Origin of the sequence: Polynucleobacter sp. Adler-ghost, from assembly GCF_018688495.1 — a bacterium.
GTDB lineage: Bacteria > Pseudomonadota > Gammaproteobacteria > Burkholderiales > Burkholderiaceae > Polynucleobacter.
In genome coordinates, this window is the sequence record NZ_CP061320.1 from 1,405,701 (window position 1) to 1,422,689 (window position 16,989).

Sequence of the window (16,989 nt, forward strand, 5' to 3'; positions counted from 1 at the left end):
GGTCGAGCGGCCGGATAAAATACGGCATACTTCATTAACCACATATTGTAGTGCTGACCAAGACCTCTAGGCCAATCTCATGTCCACCCAAGCTCGTATTGTTTTTATTGTTTCTGATGGCACCGGCATCACCGCCGAGAACTTCAGCCAATCGATTTTGGCTCAATTTGAGGCCACTTTTAAGCATATTCGAGTGCCTTTTGTGGATAGCCCTGAAAAAGCCCATGATGCGGTCTCTAGCATCAATCAGGCAGCCTCCAAATATGAAGTCCAGCCCATTGTTTTCACTACTTTGGTGAATCCCGAACTGAACACCATTGTCGGCAAAGCCAATGGCCTGATTTTGGATATGTTCCAGACTTTTGTGGCGCCTTTGGAGCAGGCTCTCGGGGTTAAATCAACCCATGCCATGAACCGCCTTCACCACAATGCGGATACTGAGGCCTACAAAAACCGGATCGAAGCCATTAACTACTCTCTGGCCCATGATGACGGCCAATCCAATAAAAATCTGGCTGAGGCTGATGTCATTTTGGTGGGTATATCGCGGGTAGGCAAAACACCAACCAGTCTTTATTTAGCAATGCAATATGGCCTGAAGGCAGCAAACTACCCTCTGATTCCAGAAGATTTTGAACGTGGGCAGTTGCCTAAAGATTTAATCCCGTATCGCAGTAAGATTTTTGGCTTGATGATTGATGCTGAACGCTTGTCAGAGATTCGCAATGAGCGACGCCCTGGCAGTAATTACGCCAAGTTAGAAAACTGCCGTTATGAGATCAACGAAGCCACCGCCATGATGAAAAAAGAATCCATTCCTTGGGTGGCTACGACGAGCAAATCGATTGAAGAGATTGCCACTACTGTCTTGCAATCTATTAAGTCGGATAAAACAATCCTCGGCTAGTGCACTAGCTAGTCTTAGTTACGACGAATTCGCACTGTCTCAAATAGACAGATTGCTGCAGCAGTCGAGACATTGAGGGATTCAACTCTTGGGTCAATCGGAATGGAGACGCCTTTGGCTTGAGCAAGCAGGTCCTCAGAAACGCCCTGTCCTTCACTTCCCATTACCCAGGCAACGGGATGAATCAATACCTTGGGCATATTAAATAAATCGAGCTCGCCATCAGCAGTGGCAGCTAGCAAAGGTGCAGTGACCGCACTTAAGACTTGCTGAGATGACCAACCTTCATAAAGCTCGAGCAGGCGATGTGCCCCCATACCCGCTCGTAATACTTTGCTTGACCAAAGATGGGCACAACCCGACAGCGCAATTACCTGAGTAAAGCCTGCTGCCGCAGCAGTACGCAAAATAGAGCCCACATTCCCAGCATCCTGAATGCGATCCAAAATAATGACATCCCCCTCAAGCGTAGCAACCGACTTTTGCGGGTTCAAGGCAGATTCGGGAAGATCCAGCAAGCCCGCAATCTGCGGCGCATTGACTAGATCACTGAGCAAATCCCACAAACCTTTATCCAATTGATAAACCCGAGTCTCTGGACAAATTTCTACATGATCGTAAACAGCTTGAGCAATTTCTGGGTTCTGCAAACCCAACTCGGAAGTAATCAATATCTTGAGTGCTGGATTACCCACCCAAGTTTGTATCAAATGAATACCTTCTAACAAAGCCTGGCCGCAAGCAAATCTCGCCTTTTGTCCTTTGGGCCCAGTTGCTTGCAGTTGACGAATCTCCTTAAATAAGGAATTGTCTTTTGAGCTGATAAATTCAATTTTCATAGTTCGGATTATCGACTATGCAGTGCCAATACATTTCGCACAGGAGAAAAGCTACGGCGGTGTTGATCACATGCGCCAAATTCCTTTAGCGCAGCAAAATGCGCTTCAGTTGGATACCCCATATGCTGAGCAAAGCCATACTGGGGATGCAGCTCATGCAAAGCCATCATTTGACGATCGCGTGTGACCTTGGCCAGAATAGAGGCTGCTGAGATTGCTGGCTCTTTGGCATCCCCCTTCACAATAGCCTCGGCTGCTATGGGAAGTTCAGGACAGCGATTGCCATCAATCAATGCTTTATCTGGCCAGCCGCCTAAACGTGTAGTGAGATCTTCTATTGCGCGGCGCATTGCCAACATCGTTGCTTGCAAAATATTGATCTCATCAATCTCCACTGGGCTCGCCTCACCAATGCCCCAGGCTTTAGCCTTTAGCTGAATTTGCTCAAACAAAAACTCACGCCTTGCAGCAGATAGCTTTTTAGAATCTTTTAATCCAACAATGGGATTCTCAGGATCAAGCACGACAGCACCAGCAACCACCGATCCCGCTAGTGGACCACGTCCCGCTTCGTCGACGCCACATACCCAAATCACGCTCACGCAATCAATCGATGTTTTGTAGCGACAATGGTTTGCGCTACGGCCTGAGCAACCAATAAGCCAGTGGGTCTGCGCAAGGTCTCGTGCATTTCTGCAAAACGGGTTTTTAATTGAGCGGCCTTGCTAGGATTATTTAACCAAGCCAACAAGGCATCAGCCAAGTTCTTGGGAGTGGCATCATCTTGTAAAAGTTCTGGCACAACGAACTCCCCGCAAAGAATATTTGGCAAACCAACATATGGCAGATAGCCTTGTCGTTTCATGATCTGCGCTGTCAACCAAGGCACCTTATAAGAGATCACCATCGGCTTTTTCCAGAGTGCCGCCTGTAATGTCGCTGTACCACTAGCAATCAGCACAACATCGGCGGCCTCAAGCACAACATCAGCCTCGCCATCAATCAGATGAATATGAAGGTCAGGATTTTTATCGAGCGTATTTTTGAGTAAGGATTCTAGCGGTTCACGCAGGCGTGGCGTTGCTACTGGGATTACAAAATGCAGAGTTTGTCCTGGCATGTACTTTGCAAGTTCTGCCATGGTCTCAAAAAAGACTGGTGCAATCAGTTCAATCTCAGAACCGCGACTACCCGGTAATACAGAGACAAGCACTCCGCTCAATGTATTACTTGGCAGATGTAAGATATTTTCTATTTTTTGCTTGGCGCTTGCTGGGTTTGGCTCAAGAGGTATTTCACTGGCAAGTGGGTGCCCGACATAAGTTGCGCTAATGCCAGCACGTTCATAAATCTCAGTCTCAAACGGAAAAATACAGAGCATACGTTCAACTGCTTGCTTAATCTTAGTGATACGCCCCGCTCTCCAGGCCCAAATGGATGGAGAAACGAAATGCAGCGTAGGAATACCTGCTTTGCGCAAAGCCAACTCAACGCCTAAATTAAAATCTGGTGCGTCAATACCTAGATACACATCTGGGAGACCATCGCCGGTAAGATTGGCAATCAACTCTTTACGTAATTTCAGAATCGCAGGTAACTGTTTTATTGCCTCAACGTAACCACGGACACTTAATGTCTCCATTGGCCAATCTGAGCGCAGACCCTCGTCCTGCATACGAGGACCGCCAATACCATAGACCTCCAGATTAGAGGTGTCGGGGATCTGTTTTAGTGCGCTCAATACTGGCGCTGCCAGCAAGTCACCCGAAGGCTCTCCGGCAACACAAGCAAGTTTAGACACTAGACCTACTCTATCGAATAATGCCGCGCGTAGAGGCGGCAATAAAGTCATGGAACTCTGTCAGCTTTTCTGCAGTTTGGGCATCGGATGCGCTAGCGAGCGCCATCTTCTGAATCTCTACCTTGGCTTCTTCAAAGCTGAGGCCATCTTTATAGAGAACCTTATATGCCTGCCGCAAAGCAGAAATCGTTTCGCTTGAAAAACCACGACGCTTTAGACCTTCCACATTAATGCCATGGGGAGATGCTTTATCACCAGCCGCAATCACAAACGGCGGAATATCTTGCACTAATGCGGAGGCGCCACCCAACATAGCATGTTGACCGATGCGTACAAATTGATGCACACCAGACATACCACCCATGATTGCCCAGTCACTTACCTTTACGTGGCCAGCAATTTGTGCATTGCTTGAGAAAATCGTATGGTTACCGATTTGGCAGTCATGTGCAATGTGCACATAAGCCATGATCCAGTTGTCATCACCAATTCTAGTGATGCCCTCATCCTGCGATGTACCCGTATGAATCGTCGTGAACTCACGAATGGTATTGCGATCCCCAATAATCAACTGGGTAGGCTCACCACGGTATTTCATATCCTGGGGAGCGCCGCCAATAGCAGCGAAGTGGGCGAAGTTATTTTCTTTACCGATCGTGGTGTAACCCTCGATCACAGTGTGAGAACCAATCTTGCAAGCAGCGCCAATTTTGACATTTGGTCCAATGACGGAGTACGGACCGATCTCTACGTCGCTGGCGATCTCAGCTTTACTATCAACTACAGCAGATGCATGAATCCGAGTCATTACGCACCTTTCGTACGAACCGCACAAGTGATATTCGCTTCGGCAGCTAACTCGCCATCCACAGTAGCTTGCACTTGGAACTTATAGATACCAGCACGTTCACGCTCTAGCTTAGCTGTCATGATTAATTGATCGCCAGGCAATACTGGCTTCTTAAAGCGAGCACCATCAATACCGGCAAAGTAATAAACTGCATTTTCTTCACGTACCTCAGAAAAGGTTAGAAGTGCCGCAGTCTGGGCAAGCGCCTCAATAATTAAAACCCCTGGCATAACCGGAAAATCTGGGAAGTGACCCTGAAAGAACGGCTCGTTCATGGTGACATTCTTCAACGCAGTAATGCTTTGACGAGGCTCAATCTCCAATACGCGGTCAACCAATAAAAATGGATAGCGATGTGGCAACAACTTCAAAATTTGATTGATATCGATAGCGATGGGTTTGCTCATGTAATTACCTGCTGAATAAAGTTTCTAGATTTTTGTAATATGGTGATGAAATTATTGAGATTTGTCTAATAATCGTAGGCGTTGGCGTATTTTATCGAGACCCCGCAGAATTGCTGCGTTTTTCTCCCAAGCGCTATGGAGCATTGAAGGATAAACGCCTGTGTAATGCTGCCCCGGCTCCGTAATCGAACGAATAATTGAGGTATTGCCTGATACTGTTGTTCTGTCAGCAATGGTGAGGTGACCAGCAAAGTTCGCAGCACCGCCAATAATGCAAAAGTTGCCAATCTTAGTGCTTCCCGAAATGGCAGCACAACCAGCAATCACACAGCAATTGCCTACCACTACGTTGTGAGCAATTTGAACTTGGTTATCTATCTTGGTCCCATTGCCAATAATGGTGTCACTCATAGCGCCACGATCAATTGTGCTTGAAGCGCCCACCTCAACATCATTTCCGATAACAACAGCACCTGTTTGCGGTATCTTCACCCACTCAGCACCGGTAGCAGAAAAGTCAGGGGCAAAACCAAAACCATCCGCACCAATGACCGCTCCACTATGAATAATGCAGCGCTCACCAAGCTTAGTTTCTGAATAAAGCGATACGTTGGGATAAATCAAAGTATCGCTACCGATACTGGAGTTTCTGGCGACAGAAGTATTTCCTAACAAGATCACTCGCTCACCTAATTTAACGCCAGGACCGATTTGCACAAATGGTCCGATATGACATGAGGCTGGAATGCTGACGCTAGGATCAATGGCGGCACTGGGATGCACTCCAGGCGCATAAACAGGTGCAGAAGCCTTGGCAAAGTGCTGCGCCATTCTGGCAAAAGTGGCATAGGGATTTTTAGAGACAAAAAATACTCGTCCTGCCGCGTTACCTCCAAGGTTCGCTTGGAGAAAATCTAAATCTGCCTTGCTGACAATCAATGCACCTGCAGCGCTATCACTAGCCTGTTGGCGATACAGCGGATTCGAAAGAAAGGAGATTTGACTTGATTGCGCTCGCTCAAGAGGAGCGAGGCCTTGAAGCGAGAGGGAGCCATCCCCCACCAAGCTTACTTGAAACTGTTCGGCCAGCTCGATGGCGGTGGGCATAAAACTTACTTAAGACTATTCAAAGCCTTGATGACATCATCAGTAACATCAACCTTAGGATTGGCATAGGCTGGATCTTGAATAATGACATCAATTTTTCTTTGTTCAGCGATTTGCTTCAGGGCTTGATTAGCTTTTTCAGCAATCTTGGCACGCTCTTCAAAGTTACGCTGATTGAGATCCTCAGTGTACTCACGCTGTTTGCGCTGCAATTCGCGATCTTGATCGGCCAACTCACGCTGACGACGTGCACGCTCAGCCTCAGACATGACTGCTGAGTCACGATCTAACTTTTCTGCAGCAGATTTGATTTTTTGGGCGCTGTCACGAATTTCGTTTTGGCGTTTTGTAAATTCATTCTGCAGCTTAGTCTGACTAGCTTTGGCCATGTTCGATTCGTTGAATACTTTTTCAACGTTCACAGCTGCAACCCGAGTCCCAGCATCTTGAGCCAATGCCGATGGCATAGCAATGAGTGATGAAACAGCAATTAAGCCGTACTGAATCCATTTGGAAGATTGATGAAGCTTCATAAAACTTTCCTTAAACAATTAAAACGCTGTACCCACTTGGAACTGCAAACGTTGGACGTTATCCGTCGGTAATGATTTGATCGGAATACCATAACTAAACTTGAGCGGGCCCAGTGGTGATATCCATGATAAACCCAAGCCATAAGAATATCGTAATACGAGATTGATATTCTCGTTATAGACATTACCACCGTCTACGAAACCAAATACGCGCAGGGTTTTATCCACTCCAGAGCCTGGGACTGGCACGGTGTACTCCACATTATTGACGATTTTTGACTGTCCGCCGGTGGGCTGATAGCGTCCGATATACGAGTTGTAGTAAGTGGGGCCAAGCGAGCCAGGCGCGTAGCCACGAACCGAGCCGATACCACCAACATAATAGTTTTTAGTAATCGGAAACGGATTATTGCCATAAGCTTCACCGTAACCTAACTCTCCGTTGTAGGACAGAATGTTGCCTTTTGAGAAAGAGTGGTATTTCTGGTACTGACCGAATAAACGGTAGAAAGTCATATTTCCAACAGGGGTTCCTACCTCGGCACTTAACTGCTGCAAGGAACCAGTCGATGGAATTAAAGCGCTATCGCGACCATCGCGTGACCAACCTACAGTGATAGGTACGTTATAGGTAGTCAAAGTCGCAGGATATCCAGGCGAGGCTATACCGTAGCTCATCGCATAATTTAAATATGGGATAGGGGTATTGTTTGTAGTCTGAATCTGAAAGGCTTCTATACCCGTTCCAAAGAACACACGGTCAACCTCTGTGTATGGAACACCGAACTTGATATTGCTACCAACAGATTTAATTTGATAATTAGGATCGCCGACGTAGTACAAAGGCTTGGATGATCTGTAGTACAGATCGGTATAACGACTAATGCCATCCTCAGTGAAATAAGGATCGTAGTTTGATAGGGCCAAGCTCTGGTTAATCTTACCCAAAGACATATTCAAACCTACGGCAGTACCCGTTCCAAATGCATTCTCCTGATTAATACCAGCAGAGAGAATCAATTTTTCAGTTGAGGAAAAGCCTGCACCAATCGTGACGGCGCCGGTTGGCTTTTCAGTTACCTTCACATTGACGTCAACTTGATCCGGTGACCCAGGAACGTCCTGAGTAGAAACATCATTCTCCGTGAAATAGCCCAAACGACCTAAACGTTTTTTGGAGAGATCAATCTTTTCACTATCGAACCAAGAGCTTTCAAACTGGCGCATCTCACGCCGAACCACCATGTCGCGGGTTTTAGCATTACCGGTGATATTGACTTGACGCACATAAACGCGTCGACCAGGATCAACCACCAAAGTTAGATCTACCTCGCTTAAATCACGACGAATATCCGGCTGTGGGTTGATGGTTGCAAACGCGTAGCCATATGAACCCAGAATTTCAGCAATCGCCTTAGTACTCTCAGTCAACTTGGCAGATGAGAAGGTATCACCCGGCTTGAGACTTACCAACTGAATTAGCTCAGCCTCTTTGCCCAATAGGTCTCCAGCTAAACGCACATTCTTCACTGTGAACTTATTGCCTTCACGAATACTTACTGTGAGATAGATGCCCTTTTTGTCGGGAGTAATAGAAACCTGAGTAGATTCGATAACAAACTCGAGGTAACCGCGATTGAGATAGTAAGAACGAATATTCTCTAGGTCGGCAGTGAGCTTTTGCTTAGAGTACAAATTATCTTTGCTATACCAAGAAAGCCATCCACCAGTCTTCAATTGCATCTCGCTTTTGAGAGTGCTCTCGCTAAAGACGTTATTACCGATAAAGTTAATCTCTTGAATCTTGGCTACAGGACCTTCATCAATATTGAAATAAATCGCCACTTGATTGCGCTCTACTGGAGTAACAGTTGCAACTACTTCAGCAGCGTACATGCCCTTACCAACATACTGACGCTTGAGCTCTTGCTCGGCCTTATCGATTAGCGCTTTGTCATAGAAGCGGGCTTCAGCCACACCTACTGCCTTTAGGGATTTACGGACAATTTCTTGATCGAATTCTTTCATCCCAGTAAATTCAATTCGGGAGATAGTAGGTCGTTCCTCAACGATCACAATCAACACATTGCCTTGCGCTTGAATCTGAACATCTCGGAAAAAGCCAGTGTTGTACAAAGCCTTAATAGCTTCAGCACTCTTCTCATCTGTAAAGGTGTCACCTACCTGAACGGGCAAATAGCTAAAAACAGTTCCTGGTTCAACTCGCTGCAAACCCTCGATTCGAATATCTTTGATCACAAAAGAGTCGGCAGCTTGTGCATGAATGCAAAAACCGGCCGCAAGAATCAGAGCGGCTTGCGCAGCAAATCGAGTTAGAGAGCGAAAAGAGGGGATCAGAAAATTCAAAATGAAAGGTAGCGTTGCAAATCGTTAAACAAGGCTAGCAAGGAAAGGGATATCAGAAGCAAAAAACCCACTTTTTGGAGCTTTTCCTGCAGTGATAAAGATATTCGCTTACCAGCAACCAACTCCCATGCATCATACAGGAGCTGACCCCCGTCGAGCATTGGTAAAGGCACTAAATTCAAGAGTCCAATACTGATACTCATGAGGGCTAAAAAGGCGACAAATGGCTGCCAACCGACCTGAGCAGACTTACCTGCCATATCCGCAATACTCAAGGGCCCACCGAGCTGCTTTAAGGTCGTTTTACCCGTAAATAAACCCAACATTAGCCTTACGGAGACCTTGGTTATCAGAGAAACCCGCTGGTATGCAAAACTGAAAGCATCTATTGGCCCTAACTTGAGTTCCATCCACTCCGATGGTGGAATCGCCTGGGGAAACAAACCGAGCGCCTGAAATGGATCGGATTCAGGTGTAATTAGAGGTAAATCGCCCCGCCTAAAGGATTTGACGTGACGAGCACCGGTAGCATCCTGAATTTCTAGGGCAAATCCTTGCTCGCCGGTAATCGCATTTAAGAGCAGCCAACGCAATGCATTCCAACTTGGGACAGAGTCAAAATCATCAAGAATGGGAGCGCCACTGTAGTCAGATGAAAGAGATTGCCAACCAACAACCTGATCACCTGCGGCAACCCCCAGTTTTGCAGCAATGGATTGCTCGGGCGGAGCTTGAAGTCGAGCGGGAAGCTGGGGCACGCCCGAAACATAAATCACTGAGAACAAGATGACAGCCAAAAGGAAGTTGGCAAAGGGTCCTGCGGCCACAATCATAGAGCGTTGCCATAGGGGCTTTACATCGAAAGACTGGGGGCGCTCTTGCGGTGGAATAATTTGCTCACGATCACGGCCGTCCAACAATTTGACATAGCCACCCAAAGGAATAGAAGCAAGAACCCACTCGGTGCCGCTACTAGCGTGATAAGTAAAGAGGGGCTTACCGAAACCCAAGGCAAAGCGAAGTACTTTGACTCCGCATAAACGAGCCGCTAAAAAATGACCGAACTCATGAAAGCTGACCAATACACCCAGTGTGACTAAAAATGCGGCAAGAGTGATTAAGGCCTGCATCAAAATGCCAATCTATTTCTGAAGGTTGCGAATAAATTGATTAGCAACTTGACGAGCCTGAGCATCAGACCCAAGAATGGTTTCTAAAGAATCCGCGGGAGCCGATGGCAAAGCATTTAAACAGTGCTCCACTACCTTCGAAATACTTAAGTAAGGCAATCCATCTTTCAAGAAAGCGGCAACGGCAATTTCATTGGCGGCATTTAATACGGCAGGCGAAGTCCCCCCTGCTTTTGCAGCAGCAAAAGCCAAACTCAAACAAGGGAATTGGGCAAAATTGGGCTCTGTAAAACTGAGGCCGCTCAACTGCGTCAGATCCAAAGGAGCAACACCAGCATTTATACGTTCAGGCCAAGCCAGCCCATAGGCAATGGGTGTACGCATATCAGGTTGACCCATTTGCGCTAAAACTGAGCCATCGCGATAACGCACCATCGAGTGCACTACGCTCTGCGGATGAATCAACACCTTAATTTTTTCTAGTGGCAAACCAAACAACCAAAACGCCTCAATAACCTCAAGACCTTTATTCATCATCGTCGCAGAATCAACCGATATCTTTCGACCCATTACCCAATTCGGATGTGCACAGGCTTGATCAGGAGTAATGCCTGCTAAATCTGCGAGAGGTCTATCCCTAAACGGTCCGCCAGAAGCGGTTAACCAAAGCTCTTCAACGCCTAAATGAAGCGATGGAGTTTTTGTGAAGCGATCGGGTAGGCATTGAAAAATCGCATTGTGCTCGCTATCAATCGGCAGCAATTCACCGCCGCCCACTTTCATCGCCTGCATAAATAAATTACCCGACATCACTAGCGCTTCTTTGTTGGCAAGTAATACTCGCTTACCTGCTTTTGCTGCCGCCAAGGTTGGGACTAGACCGGCCGCCCCTACAATCGCCGCCATCACGGTATCGCACCCAGATTCAGTTACTGCACTAACTAAAGCCTCAGGCCCATAAAGAACTTGTGTAGGAATCTTTTTTTCTTGCAAAAGTTGACTCAGTTGAGCAGCGCCACCAGCATCAGCCACTACTGCAATAGCAGGCTTGAACTCGATACATTGCTCTGCTAAACGCTCAATTTGTTTTGCGGCAGTCAGGGCCACCACTTTAAAGCGGTCGGGGTGAGCGCGGATCACATCCAGGGTATTAACACCAATTGATCCAGTAGACCCTAAGATAGCAAGCTGTTTCAGAGACATTAAATCCACCCTGCTAATAATGCAGCGATCGGCATTGTTGGAATGAGTGCATCAACGCGGTCTAGAACGCCACCATGACCTGGCAGCAAATGGCTGCTATCTTTGACGCCAGCCAAACGCTTTAACTGAGACTCAAATAAATCTCCAAAGACGCTGAACGCCGTTAATACTGTCACCATCAGGAACATTGGCACCCAACCGAATTGAATAGCCCAAGCACCAAATAAAGTATCGCCTAGCGGTAAATAGGTGACGCACAAGAATGCATAGAGATAACAAAGCGCTAAACCGCCTAGCGCGCCCTCAATCGACTTTCCCGGACTAATACTTACAGCTAACTTATGTTTACCAAAAGCTTTACCGACAAAATAAGCGCCGATATCAGCAACCCAAACCAAGGCCATCGTAGTTAATAAAAAGACTAGGCCCAACTCACGTAAGAAGACCAAAGCAAACCAAGTTGCCGGCAGAATAATCAAACCCACCATGCTATAGAAAGGTTTGAATTTTTGCAGCGAGAGATTCATTCCCTTCGCCAAGATAAATGGCGCGATAAAGAACCAAAACAAGACCGCCATCATAAGCAAAGAAAATTGCCATGTGATGGCTTGCATGCCTAGTAACAATAGAATGATAACCAAACAGAACACAGCGTAGAGCCAAGCAGCCTTCTGAGCTTCCGGGGCAATCATGCGACTCCATTCCCAAGCGGCAGCAACTAAGGCGATCAAGAAAAATATACCCAAGTAAATCGGTGGCAAGAAAAATAAAATGGGTAATAGCACTGCCATCAAGATAGTGGCAGTGATGATTCGGGTTCTTAGCATGGGAGAAATAAAGAGGGGTTTAGACAGCGTCGCTCAATGACTCAGACGCTAACTGAGCGCTGGTGCGTCCAAAGCGACGCTCGCGCTGACTAAACCAGTCAAAAGCTTTATGTAATTGAGCTTCATCAAAATCAGGCCAGAGAGTATCCGTGAAATACAACTCGGTATAGGCCAGTTGCCACAGCAGAAAGTTACTGACGCGCTGCTCGCCACCAGTTCGAATAAACAAATCTGGCTCAGGCGCATAGGCCATCGATAGATAGGGCTGCAATAATTCTTCAGATACTTGTTCTGGTGTCAAACCAGGATTGACAGTCAAAGATTGGCGCATCGCCTGCAAGATATCCCAGCGTCCACCATAGTTAGCAGCAATAGTGAGCGTCAGCCCTTTACAGGCAGCTGTTTTTTCTTCGGAGAACTGCACCATCTCCTGAATCCCAGAATCAAAGCGGCTTAAATCCCCAATGAGGCGAAGACGGATATCGTTTTCAGCCAAACGAGAGACCTCACCCTTTAAGGACTTTAGAAATAGCTTCATTAAAAAGCTAACCTCTTCTGGAGGACGACGCCAATTTTCAGAGCTAAAAGCAAAGAGAGTGAGATATTCCACGCCCAGTTGGCGACACTCTTGAACAATCTTACGAACAGCACCCAAACCTTCTGAGTGGCCCGCTACCCGCGGCATGAAGCGCTTGCTGGCCCAACGCCCATTACCGTCCATGATGATGGCGACATGACGAGGAATGGCGCTAACCTTTGGAATAACTAAGGTTGAGCTAGTGTGCTGTGTCATAAGGCGAATAATAAGAATGAATCTGACGATTAAACCGTCATGATCTCTTTTTCTTTTTCAGAGACGATCTTATCGATCTCAACCACTGCGCGATCAGTCATCTTCTGAATATCATCAGTGGCACGACGCTCATCGTCTTCAGAAATTTCTTTATCTTTGGTGAGGCGCTTTAAATGCTCATTGGCATCACGGCGTAAATTACGTACAGCGATCTTAGTATCTTCACCCTCGTTTTTGACAACCTTAGTCAAATCACGGCGACGTTCTTCAGTTAATGCAGGCATGGGCACACGAATGACAGTGCCCTGGGATGCTGGATTGAGACCCAAATCCGAATCACGAATCGCCTTTTCAACTACAGCAACCATTGTTTTTTCAAATGGCTGCACATTAATCGTTCTGGCATCAGCCAAACCTAGGCTAGCCACTTGGCTTAGTGGCGTTGGATTGCCGTAGTAATCAACTTGGATATGCTCCAAGATTCCAGGGTTTGCACGACCAGAGCGAATCTTCGCTAGATTGGTTTTCAGAGCCTCAAGAGACTTCTGCATCTTTTGATCGGTAGTGGTTTTAATTTCTGCTGCGGACATCAAGCCTCCTATTAAACGTGTACTAAGGTGCCTTCAGACTCACCTTGAACCACACGCATCAATGCGCCTGGCTTGAGAATCGAAAACACTTTGATTGGTAATTTGCGATCACGGCACAATGCAAATGCAGTTGCGTCCATTACCTGCAAGTTTTTGATGATTGCCTCATCAAAAGTCATTGTTTTGTATAAAGTAGCTGTTGGGTCTTTCATTGGATCTGCACTGTAAATACCATCCACTTTAGTAGCCTTAAGAACGATTTCAACTCCCATCTCTGCGCCACGCAAAGCAGCTGCAGTATCGGTAGTAAAGAATGGATTTCCAGTACCAGCTGCAAAGATCACCACCTTGCCTTCACTCAGAGCACGAATCGCCCGAGGACGAATGTAGGGCTCAACGACTTGATCCATCCTTAAAGCAGATTGCACGCGTGCCTCAACCCCTTTTTGACGCAAAGCATCTTGCAGTGCGAGAGAGTTCATCATGGTGGCAAGCATTCCCATATAGTCGGCGGTTGCACGATCCATACCAGCCGCACCACCTGCTACGCCTCGGAAAATATTGCCGCCGCCGATCACGATAGCCAATTGAACGCCGCTATTCACTACGTCGGCTATTTCTTTCACCATGGAATCAATCGTGATTGGATTGATACCAAAAGCATCATCCCCCATGAGGGCTTCACCAGAGAGTTTTAAGAGAACACGTTTGTAGGCTGGCATCGTTTTATTTTCCGTAATTTGCTAGGCAATTTATCTACTTAGCTTATTGATCTTTAAGTACTTTTTAATACCTTGCCCAAATTATAAAGGGCTTGGCACCGATCAAAGAAAAGGGCATGGAAACCGAGGTTTCTATGCCCTTTTGGGTATTACAGCCTTGCTGGGCAAGCCCAGTCAGTTTGAGGCTAATTAAGCACCTTTAGCAGCGGCAACCTGAGCAGCAACTTCAGCCGCAAAGTCGTCTTGACGCTTCTCAATGCCCTCACCCACAACAAACATGGTGAAACCTTTGATTGTGGTGTTAGCAGCCTTCAGCATTTGCTCAACCGATTGCTTGTCGTTTTTAACGAAAGTTTGGTTCAACAAAGAAACCTCTTTGAGGTACTTCTGAATAGAACCCTCAACCATCTTCTCAACGATTTCTGGTGGTTTGCCAGATTCAGCAGCCTTTTGAACAGCAACACTTCGCTCAACAGCAATGGCTTCTGCAGGAACATCTGCCATCGACAAAGCCACTGGCTTCATTGCAGCAATATGCATTGCTACGTCTTTAGCTGCAGTCTCATCACCTTCGAACTCAACCATAACGCCAATGCGAGTACCGTGGAGATAAGATACCAACTTATTGCTGCCAGCGAAACGCTTAAAACGACGTGGCATGATGTTCTCGCCAATCTTACCGATTAAGGCGCTGCGAACTTCATCCACAGTTTGGCCATTCATTGGCAATGCTAATAAGGCAGCAACATCGACTGGATTCTTTTCAGAAATCAGATTTGCGCAGGCTTGTGTAAATGCCAAGAAATCATCATTTTTTGAAACGAAGTCAGTTTCGCAGTTCACTTCAAGCAAAGTGCCTGTAGTGCCATTGATTGCTGAAGCAACAATACCTTCGGCCGTAACGCGGGATGCGGCTTTACCAGCTTTGCTACCGAGCTTTACACGCAGAATTTCTTCTGCACGAGCCATATCGCCATCAGCCTCAGTCAATGCTTTTTTGCACTCCATCATCGGAGCATCTGTCTTGGCGCGTAACTCGCCAACCATTGCAGCGGTAATAGCAGCCATTATTCAGCTTTCCCTTCTTCAACAAACTCTTCTTCGCCTTCTTTAACGGCAGTCAAGATTTCTTGAACAGAGTTTGATTTACCTTCGAGAATTGCATCAGCAATACCACGAGCATAGAGAAGAACAGCTTTGCTGGAGTCATCATTACCAGGGATGATGTAATCAACACCTTCTGGTGAGTGGTTGGTATCTACTACAGCGATCACAGGAATACCAAGCTTATTAGCTTCAGTAATAGCAATCTTGTGATATCCAACGTCCACTACGAAAATCGCATCAGGAACGCCGTTCAAATCCTGAATACCGCCAAGCGCTTTTTGCAACTTGTCGAGATCGCGATCATTAGTTAACGCTTCTTTCTTGGAAAGCTTTTCCCAATCGCCAGCTTCTTTAGCAACTGCCATATCCTTCAAACGCTTGAGGGAGCCTTTAACAGTTTTGAAGTTCGTGAGCGTACCGCCCAACCAACGACTGTCGATGTAAGGCATGCCAGCACGAGCAGCTTCTTCAGCAATAATCTCGCGTGATTGACGCTTAGTACCAACGAATAAGATAGTTCCACGGTTAGCAGCAATTTGTTTTGCAAATTTCAGGGCGTCCTGAAACATAGGCAATGTTTTTTCCAAATTGATAATGTGAATTTTGTTGCGATGGCCAAAAATATAAGGGGCCATTCTTGGGGACCAGAAACGGGTTTGGTGACCAAAATGGCAACCGGCTTCCAGCATTTGACGCATAGTTACTGACATAACTTCTCCTAAGGGTTGGTTTCTGAGATTGAGTCCTAGCTGCGCTAAAAAGCGCCACCCTGGAAGGCTCAACCCGCGATTTCAGATCAAATTGACCTGAGAGCGAAATTATAGCTTAAATATCAATGATCTAGACGCCCTACCCCTAGCGCCCCACTAGAAAACCCACTCAGAAATACCCTGAAATGGGGCATCTGCCTATTAATTAGGCAGATGCCCACTAGCAAAAAGCTCCAAGTCGTTGATAATCAAGGCATGAACAGTGTATTTACAGCCGAAAAAGACATCCAAGGGATGCGCGAAGCTGGCCGCTTAGCCAGTGAAGTTCTTGACCACGTTGCCCCGCATGTGAATGCTGGTATCAGTACCGCTGAACTCGATCGCATCTGCCATGAATATATGCGTGATGTCCAAAAGACTATCCCAGCCCCACTCAACTACCAACCCCCAGGCTATCCACCTTTTCCGGCATCGATCTGCACCTCGGTCAATGATGTGATCTGTCATGGCATTCCTGGTGAGAAGATTTTAAAAACTGGGGATGTTGTCAATCTCGATATCACGGTAATTACGCCAGATGGCTACTACGGCGATACCAGTCGCATGTTTATGGTTGGGGAAGTTTCAGTACTAGCCAAGCGTCTTACGCAAATTACTTTTGAATGTATGTGGCTTGGAATTGCACAAGTTAAACCTGGCGCATCGCTTGGCGACATTGGCCACGTTATTCAGACCCATGCTGAAAAAGCAGGTTATTCAGTTGTTCGTGAATACTGTGGTCATGGTATTGGCAAAGTGTTTCATCAAGACCCACAGATTCTTCACTATGGTCGCCCTGGCACCGGTGAGAAATTAAAAGAAGGGATGACCTTCACTATTGAACCAATGATCAATGCCGGTAAGCGCGATATTCGGACGATGCCTGATCAATGGACGGTAAAGACTAAAGATCGAAGTCTCTCTGCGCAATGGGAACACACGCTACTGGTAACAGCCACTGGCGTTGAAGTATTAACTTGGTCAGAGGGGAGTAATCCGATTCCTGATTGCGTTAAAGGTCTCTCCTTTAGACCCCATCTAGCCAACGCTTGATTAC

General features: G+C 46.6%; 18 protein-coding genes. 2 read left to right on the top strand and 16 right to left on the bottom strand.

All coding sequences use genetic code 11. From position 1 onward, the window contains the following. Positions 1-79: 79 nt before the first annotated feature. Positions 80-907 carry a pyruvate, water dikinase regulatory protein gene (locus tag ICV89_RS07340; protein ID WP_215307811.1) on the top strand — a complete coding sequence of 276 codons (828 nt, stop codon included), beginning with the start codon at positions 80-82 and terminating at the stop codon, positions 905-907. Positions 908-921: 14 nt separating this feature from the next. Here ICV89_RS07340 and ICV89_RS07345 read toward each other — a convergent pair whose 3' ends face one another. The 16 genes from ICV89_RS07345 to rpsB all read right to left on the bottom strand — a co-directional run bounded on the left by ICV89_RS07345 (position 922) and on the right by rpsB (position 15,893). After that, a complete protein-coding gene (locus ICV89_RS07345) occupies positions 922-1,746 on the bottom strand; it encodes an RNA methyltransferase (RefSeq protein WP_215307814.1) in 825 nt (274 codons plus the stop codon). An 8-nt stretch (positions 1,747-1,754) separates the two neighbouring features. After that, complete coding sequence (rnhB, locus tag ICV89_RS07350) at positions 1,755-2,348, bottom strand: ribonuclease HII (protein WP_215307816.1); 594 nt, start codon at positions 2,346-2,348, stop codon at positions 1,755-1,757. Then, positions 2,345-3,598 (bottom strand): lipid-A-disaccharide synthase, encoded by a 1,254-nt coding sequence (gene lpxB, locus ICV89_RS07355; RefSeq protein WP_215307818.1) that lies wholly within the window; start codon positions 3,596-3,598, stop codon positions 2,345-2,347. The genes rnhB and lpxB overlap by 4 nt, the downstream gene beginning before the upstream one ends. Continuing rightward, positions 3,558-4,355 carry an acyl-ACP--UDP-N-acetylglucosamine O-acyltransferase gene (gene lpxA, locus ICV89_RS07360; protein ID WP_215307820.1) on the bottom strand — a complete coding sequence of 266 codons (798 nt, stop codon included), beginning with the start codon at positions 4,353-4,355 and terminating at the stop codon, positions 3,558-3,560. Before lpxA ends, lpxB begins: the two co-directional genes overlap by 41 nt. Further along, on the bottom strand, positions 4,355-4,804 hold the full coding sequence (gene fabZ / locus ICV89_RS07365) for a 3-hydroxyacyl-ACP dehydratase FabZ (protein ID WP_046330453.1): 450 nt from the start codon (positions 4,802-4,804) through the stop codon (positions 4,355-4,357). Before fabZ ends, lpxA begins: the two co-directional genes overlap by 1 nt. Before the next feature lie 51 nt (positions 4,805-4,855). Further along, positions 4,856-5,911, bottom strand: coding sequence for a UDP-3-O-(3-hydroxymyristoyl)glucosamine N-acyltransferase (gene lpxD, locus ICV89_RS07370; RefSeq protein ID WP_215307822.1), 1,056 nt, complete (start codon positions 5,909-5,911; stop codon positions 4,856-4,858). A gap of 5 nt (positions 5,912-5,916) precedes the next feature. Continuing rightward, entirely contained in the window at positions 5,917-6,444 is a 528-nt protein-coding gene (locus tag ICV89_RS07375; RefSeq protein ID WP_215307824.1) for an OmpH family outer membrane protein, read from the bottom strand. 18 nt (positions 6,445-6,462) lie between these two features. Then, on the bottom strand, positions 6,463-8,811 hold the full coding sequence (bamA, locus tag ICV89_RS07380; protein WP_370624493.1) for an outer membrane protein assembly factor BamA: 2,349 nt from the start codon (positions 8,809-8,811) through the stop codon (positions 6,463-6,465). Continuing rightward, positions 8,808-9,941, bottom strand: a complete 1,134-nt coding sequence (locus ICV89_RS07385) for an RIP metalloprotease (RefSeq protein ID WP_215307826.1) — start codon at positions 9,939-9,941, stop codon at positions 8,808-8,810. Before ICV89_RS07385 ends, bamA begins: the two co-directional genes overlap by 4 nt. A gap of 12 nt (positions 9,942-9,953) precedes the next feature. Continuing rightward, positions 9,954-11,144 (bottom strand): 1-deoxy-D-xylulose-5-phosphate reductoisomerase, encoded by a 1,191-nt coding sequence (ispC, locus tag ICV89_RS07390; protein ID WP_215307828.1) that lies wholly within the window; start codon positions 11,142-11,144, stop codon positions 9,954-9,956. Next, entirely contained in the window at positions 11,144-11,971 is an 828-nt protein-coding gene (locus tag ICV89_RS07395; protein ID WP_215307830.1) for a phosphatidate cytidylyltransferase, read from the bottom strand. Before ICV89_RS07395 ends, ispC begins: the two co-directional genes overlap by 1 nt. 19 nt (positions 11,972-11,990) lie before the next feature. After that, positions 11,991-12,764 carry an isoprenyl transferase gene (locus tag ICV89_RS07400; protein ID WP_215307832.1) on the bottom strand — a complete coding sequence of 258 codons (774 nt, stop codon included), beginning with the start codon at positions 12,762-12,764 and terminating at the stop codon, positions 11,991-11,993. 29 nt (positions 12,765-12,793) lie between these two features. Further along, positions 12,794-13,354, bottom strand: coding sequence for a ribosome recycling factor (gene frr / locus ICV89_RS07405; protein WP_215307834.1), 561 nt, complete (start codon positions 13,352-13,354; stop codon positions 12,794-12,796). Positions 13,355-13,365: 11 nt separating this feature from the next. Continuing rightward, positions 13,366-14,076 (bottom strand): UMP kinase, encoded by a 711-nt coding sequence (gene pyrH / locus ICV89_RS07410; RefSeq protein ID WP_046330461.1) that lies wholly within the window; start codon positions 14,074-14,076, stop codon positions 13,366-13,368. A gap of 189 nt (positions 14,077-14,265) precedes the next feature. Beyond that, positions 14,266-15,144 carry a translation elongation factor Ts gene (tsf, locus tag ICV89_RS07415; protein ID WP_215307835.1) on the bottom strand — a complete coding sequence of 293 codons (879 nt, stop codon included), beginning with the start codon at positions 15,142-15,144 and terminating at the stop codon, positions 14,266-14,268. Next, the gene (rpsB, locus tag ICV89_RS07420) at positions 15,144-15,893 is read right to left on the bottom strand and encodes a 30S ribosomal protein S2 (RefSeq protein ID WP_215307837.1); all 750 of its coding nucleotides are present in this window, start codon (positions 15,891-15,893) and stop codon (positions 15,144-15,146) included. The genes tsf and rpsB overlap by 1 nt, the downstream gene beginning before the upstream one ends. A gap of 213 nt (positions 15,894-16,106) precedes the next feature. Here rpsB and map point away from each other — a divergent pair, with 213 nt between their 5' ends. Continuing rightward, a complete protein-coding gene (gene map / locus ICV89_RS07425) occupies positions 16,107-16,985 on the top strand; it encodes a type I methionyl aminopeptidase (RefSeq protein WP_215307839.1) in 879 nt (292 codons plus the stop codon). Positions 16,986-16,989 lie beyond the last annotated feature (4 nt).

Bases quoted from the DNA above. Each gene is read 5' to 3' on its own strand.
- tsf (WP_215307835.1), bottom strand. From the start codon at position 15,144: ATGGCTGCTATTACCGCTGCAATGGTTGGCGAGTTACGCGCCAAGACA.
- ICV89_RS07400 (WP_215307832.1), bottom strand. From the start codon at position 12,764: ATGACACAGCACACTAGCTCAACCTTAGTTATTCCAAAGGTTAGCGCC.
- pyrH (WP_046330461.1), bottom strand. From the start codon at position 14,076: ATGCCAGCCTACAAACGTGTTCTCTTAAAACTCTCTGGTGAAGCCCTC.
- ICV89_RS07375 (WP_215307824.1), bottom strand. From the start codon at position 6,444: ATGAAGCTTCATCAATCTTCCAAATGGATTCAGTACGGCTTAATTGCT.
- lpxA (WP_215307820.1), bottom strand. From the start codon at position 4,355: ATGACTCGGATTCATGCATCTGCTGTAGTTGATAGTAAAGCTGAGATC.
- lpxD (WP_215307822.1), bottom strand. From the start codon at position 5,911: ATGCCCACCGCCATCGAGCTGGCCGAACAGTTTCAAGTAAGCTTGGTG.
- ICV89_RS07385 (WP_215307826.1), bottom strand. From the start codon at position 9,941: ATGCAGGCCTTAATCACTCTTGCCGCATTTTTAGTCACACTGGGTGTA.
- ICV89_RS07345 (WP_215307814.1), bottom strand. From the start codon at position 1,746: ATGAAAATTGAATTTATCAGCTCAAAAGACAATTCCTTATTTAAGGAG.
- ispC (WP_215307828.1), bottom strand. From the start codon at position 11,144: ATGTCTCTGAAACAGCTTGCTATCTTAGGGTCTACTGGATCAATTGGT.
- map (WP_215307839.1), top strand. From the start codon at position 16,107: ATGCCCACTAGCAAAAAGCTCCAAGTCGTTGATAATCAAGGCATGAAC.
- ICV89_RS07340 (WP_215307811.1), top strand. From the start codon at position 80: ATGTCCACCCAAGCTCGTATTGTTTTTATTGTTTCTGATGGCACCGGC.
- lpxB (WP_215307818.1), bottom strand. From the start codon at position 3,598: ATGACTTTATTGCCGCCTCTACGCGCGGCATTATTCGATAGAGTAGGT.
- frr (WP_215307834.1), bottom strand. From the start codon at position 13,354: ATGTCCGCAGCAGAAATTAAAACCACTACCGATCAAAAGATGCAGAAG.
- rpsB (WP_215307837.1), bottom strand. From the start codon at position 15,893: ATGTCAGTAACTATGCGTCAAATGCTGGAAGCCGGTTGCCATTTTGGT.
- fabZ (WP_046330453.1), bottom strand. From the start codon at position 4,804: ATGAGCAAACCCATCGCTATCGATATCAATCAAATTTTGAAGTTGTTG.
- ICV89_RS07395 (WP_215307830.1), bottom strand. From the start codon at position 11,971: ATGCTAAGAACCCGAATCATCACTGCCACTATCTTGATGGCAGTGCTA.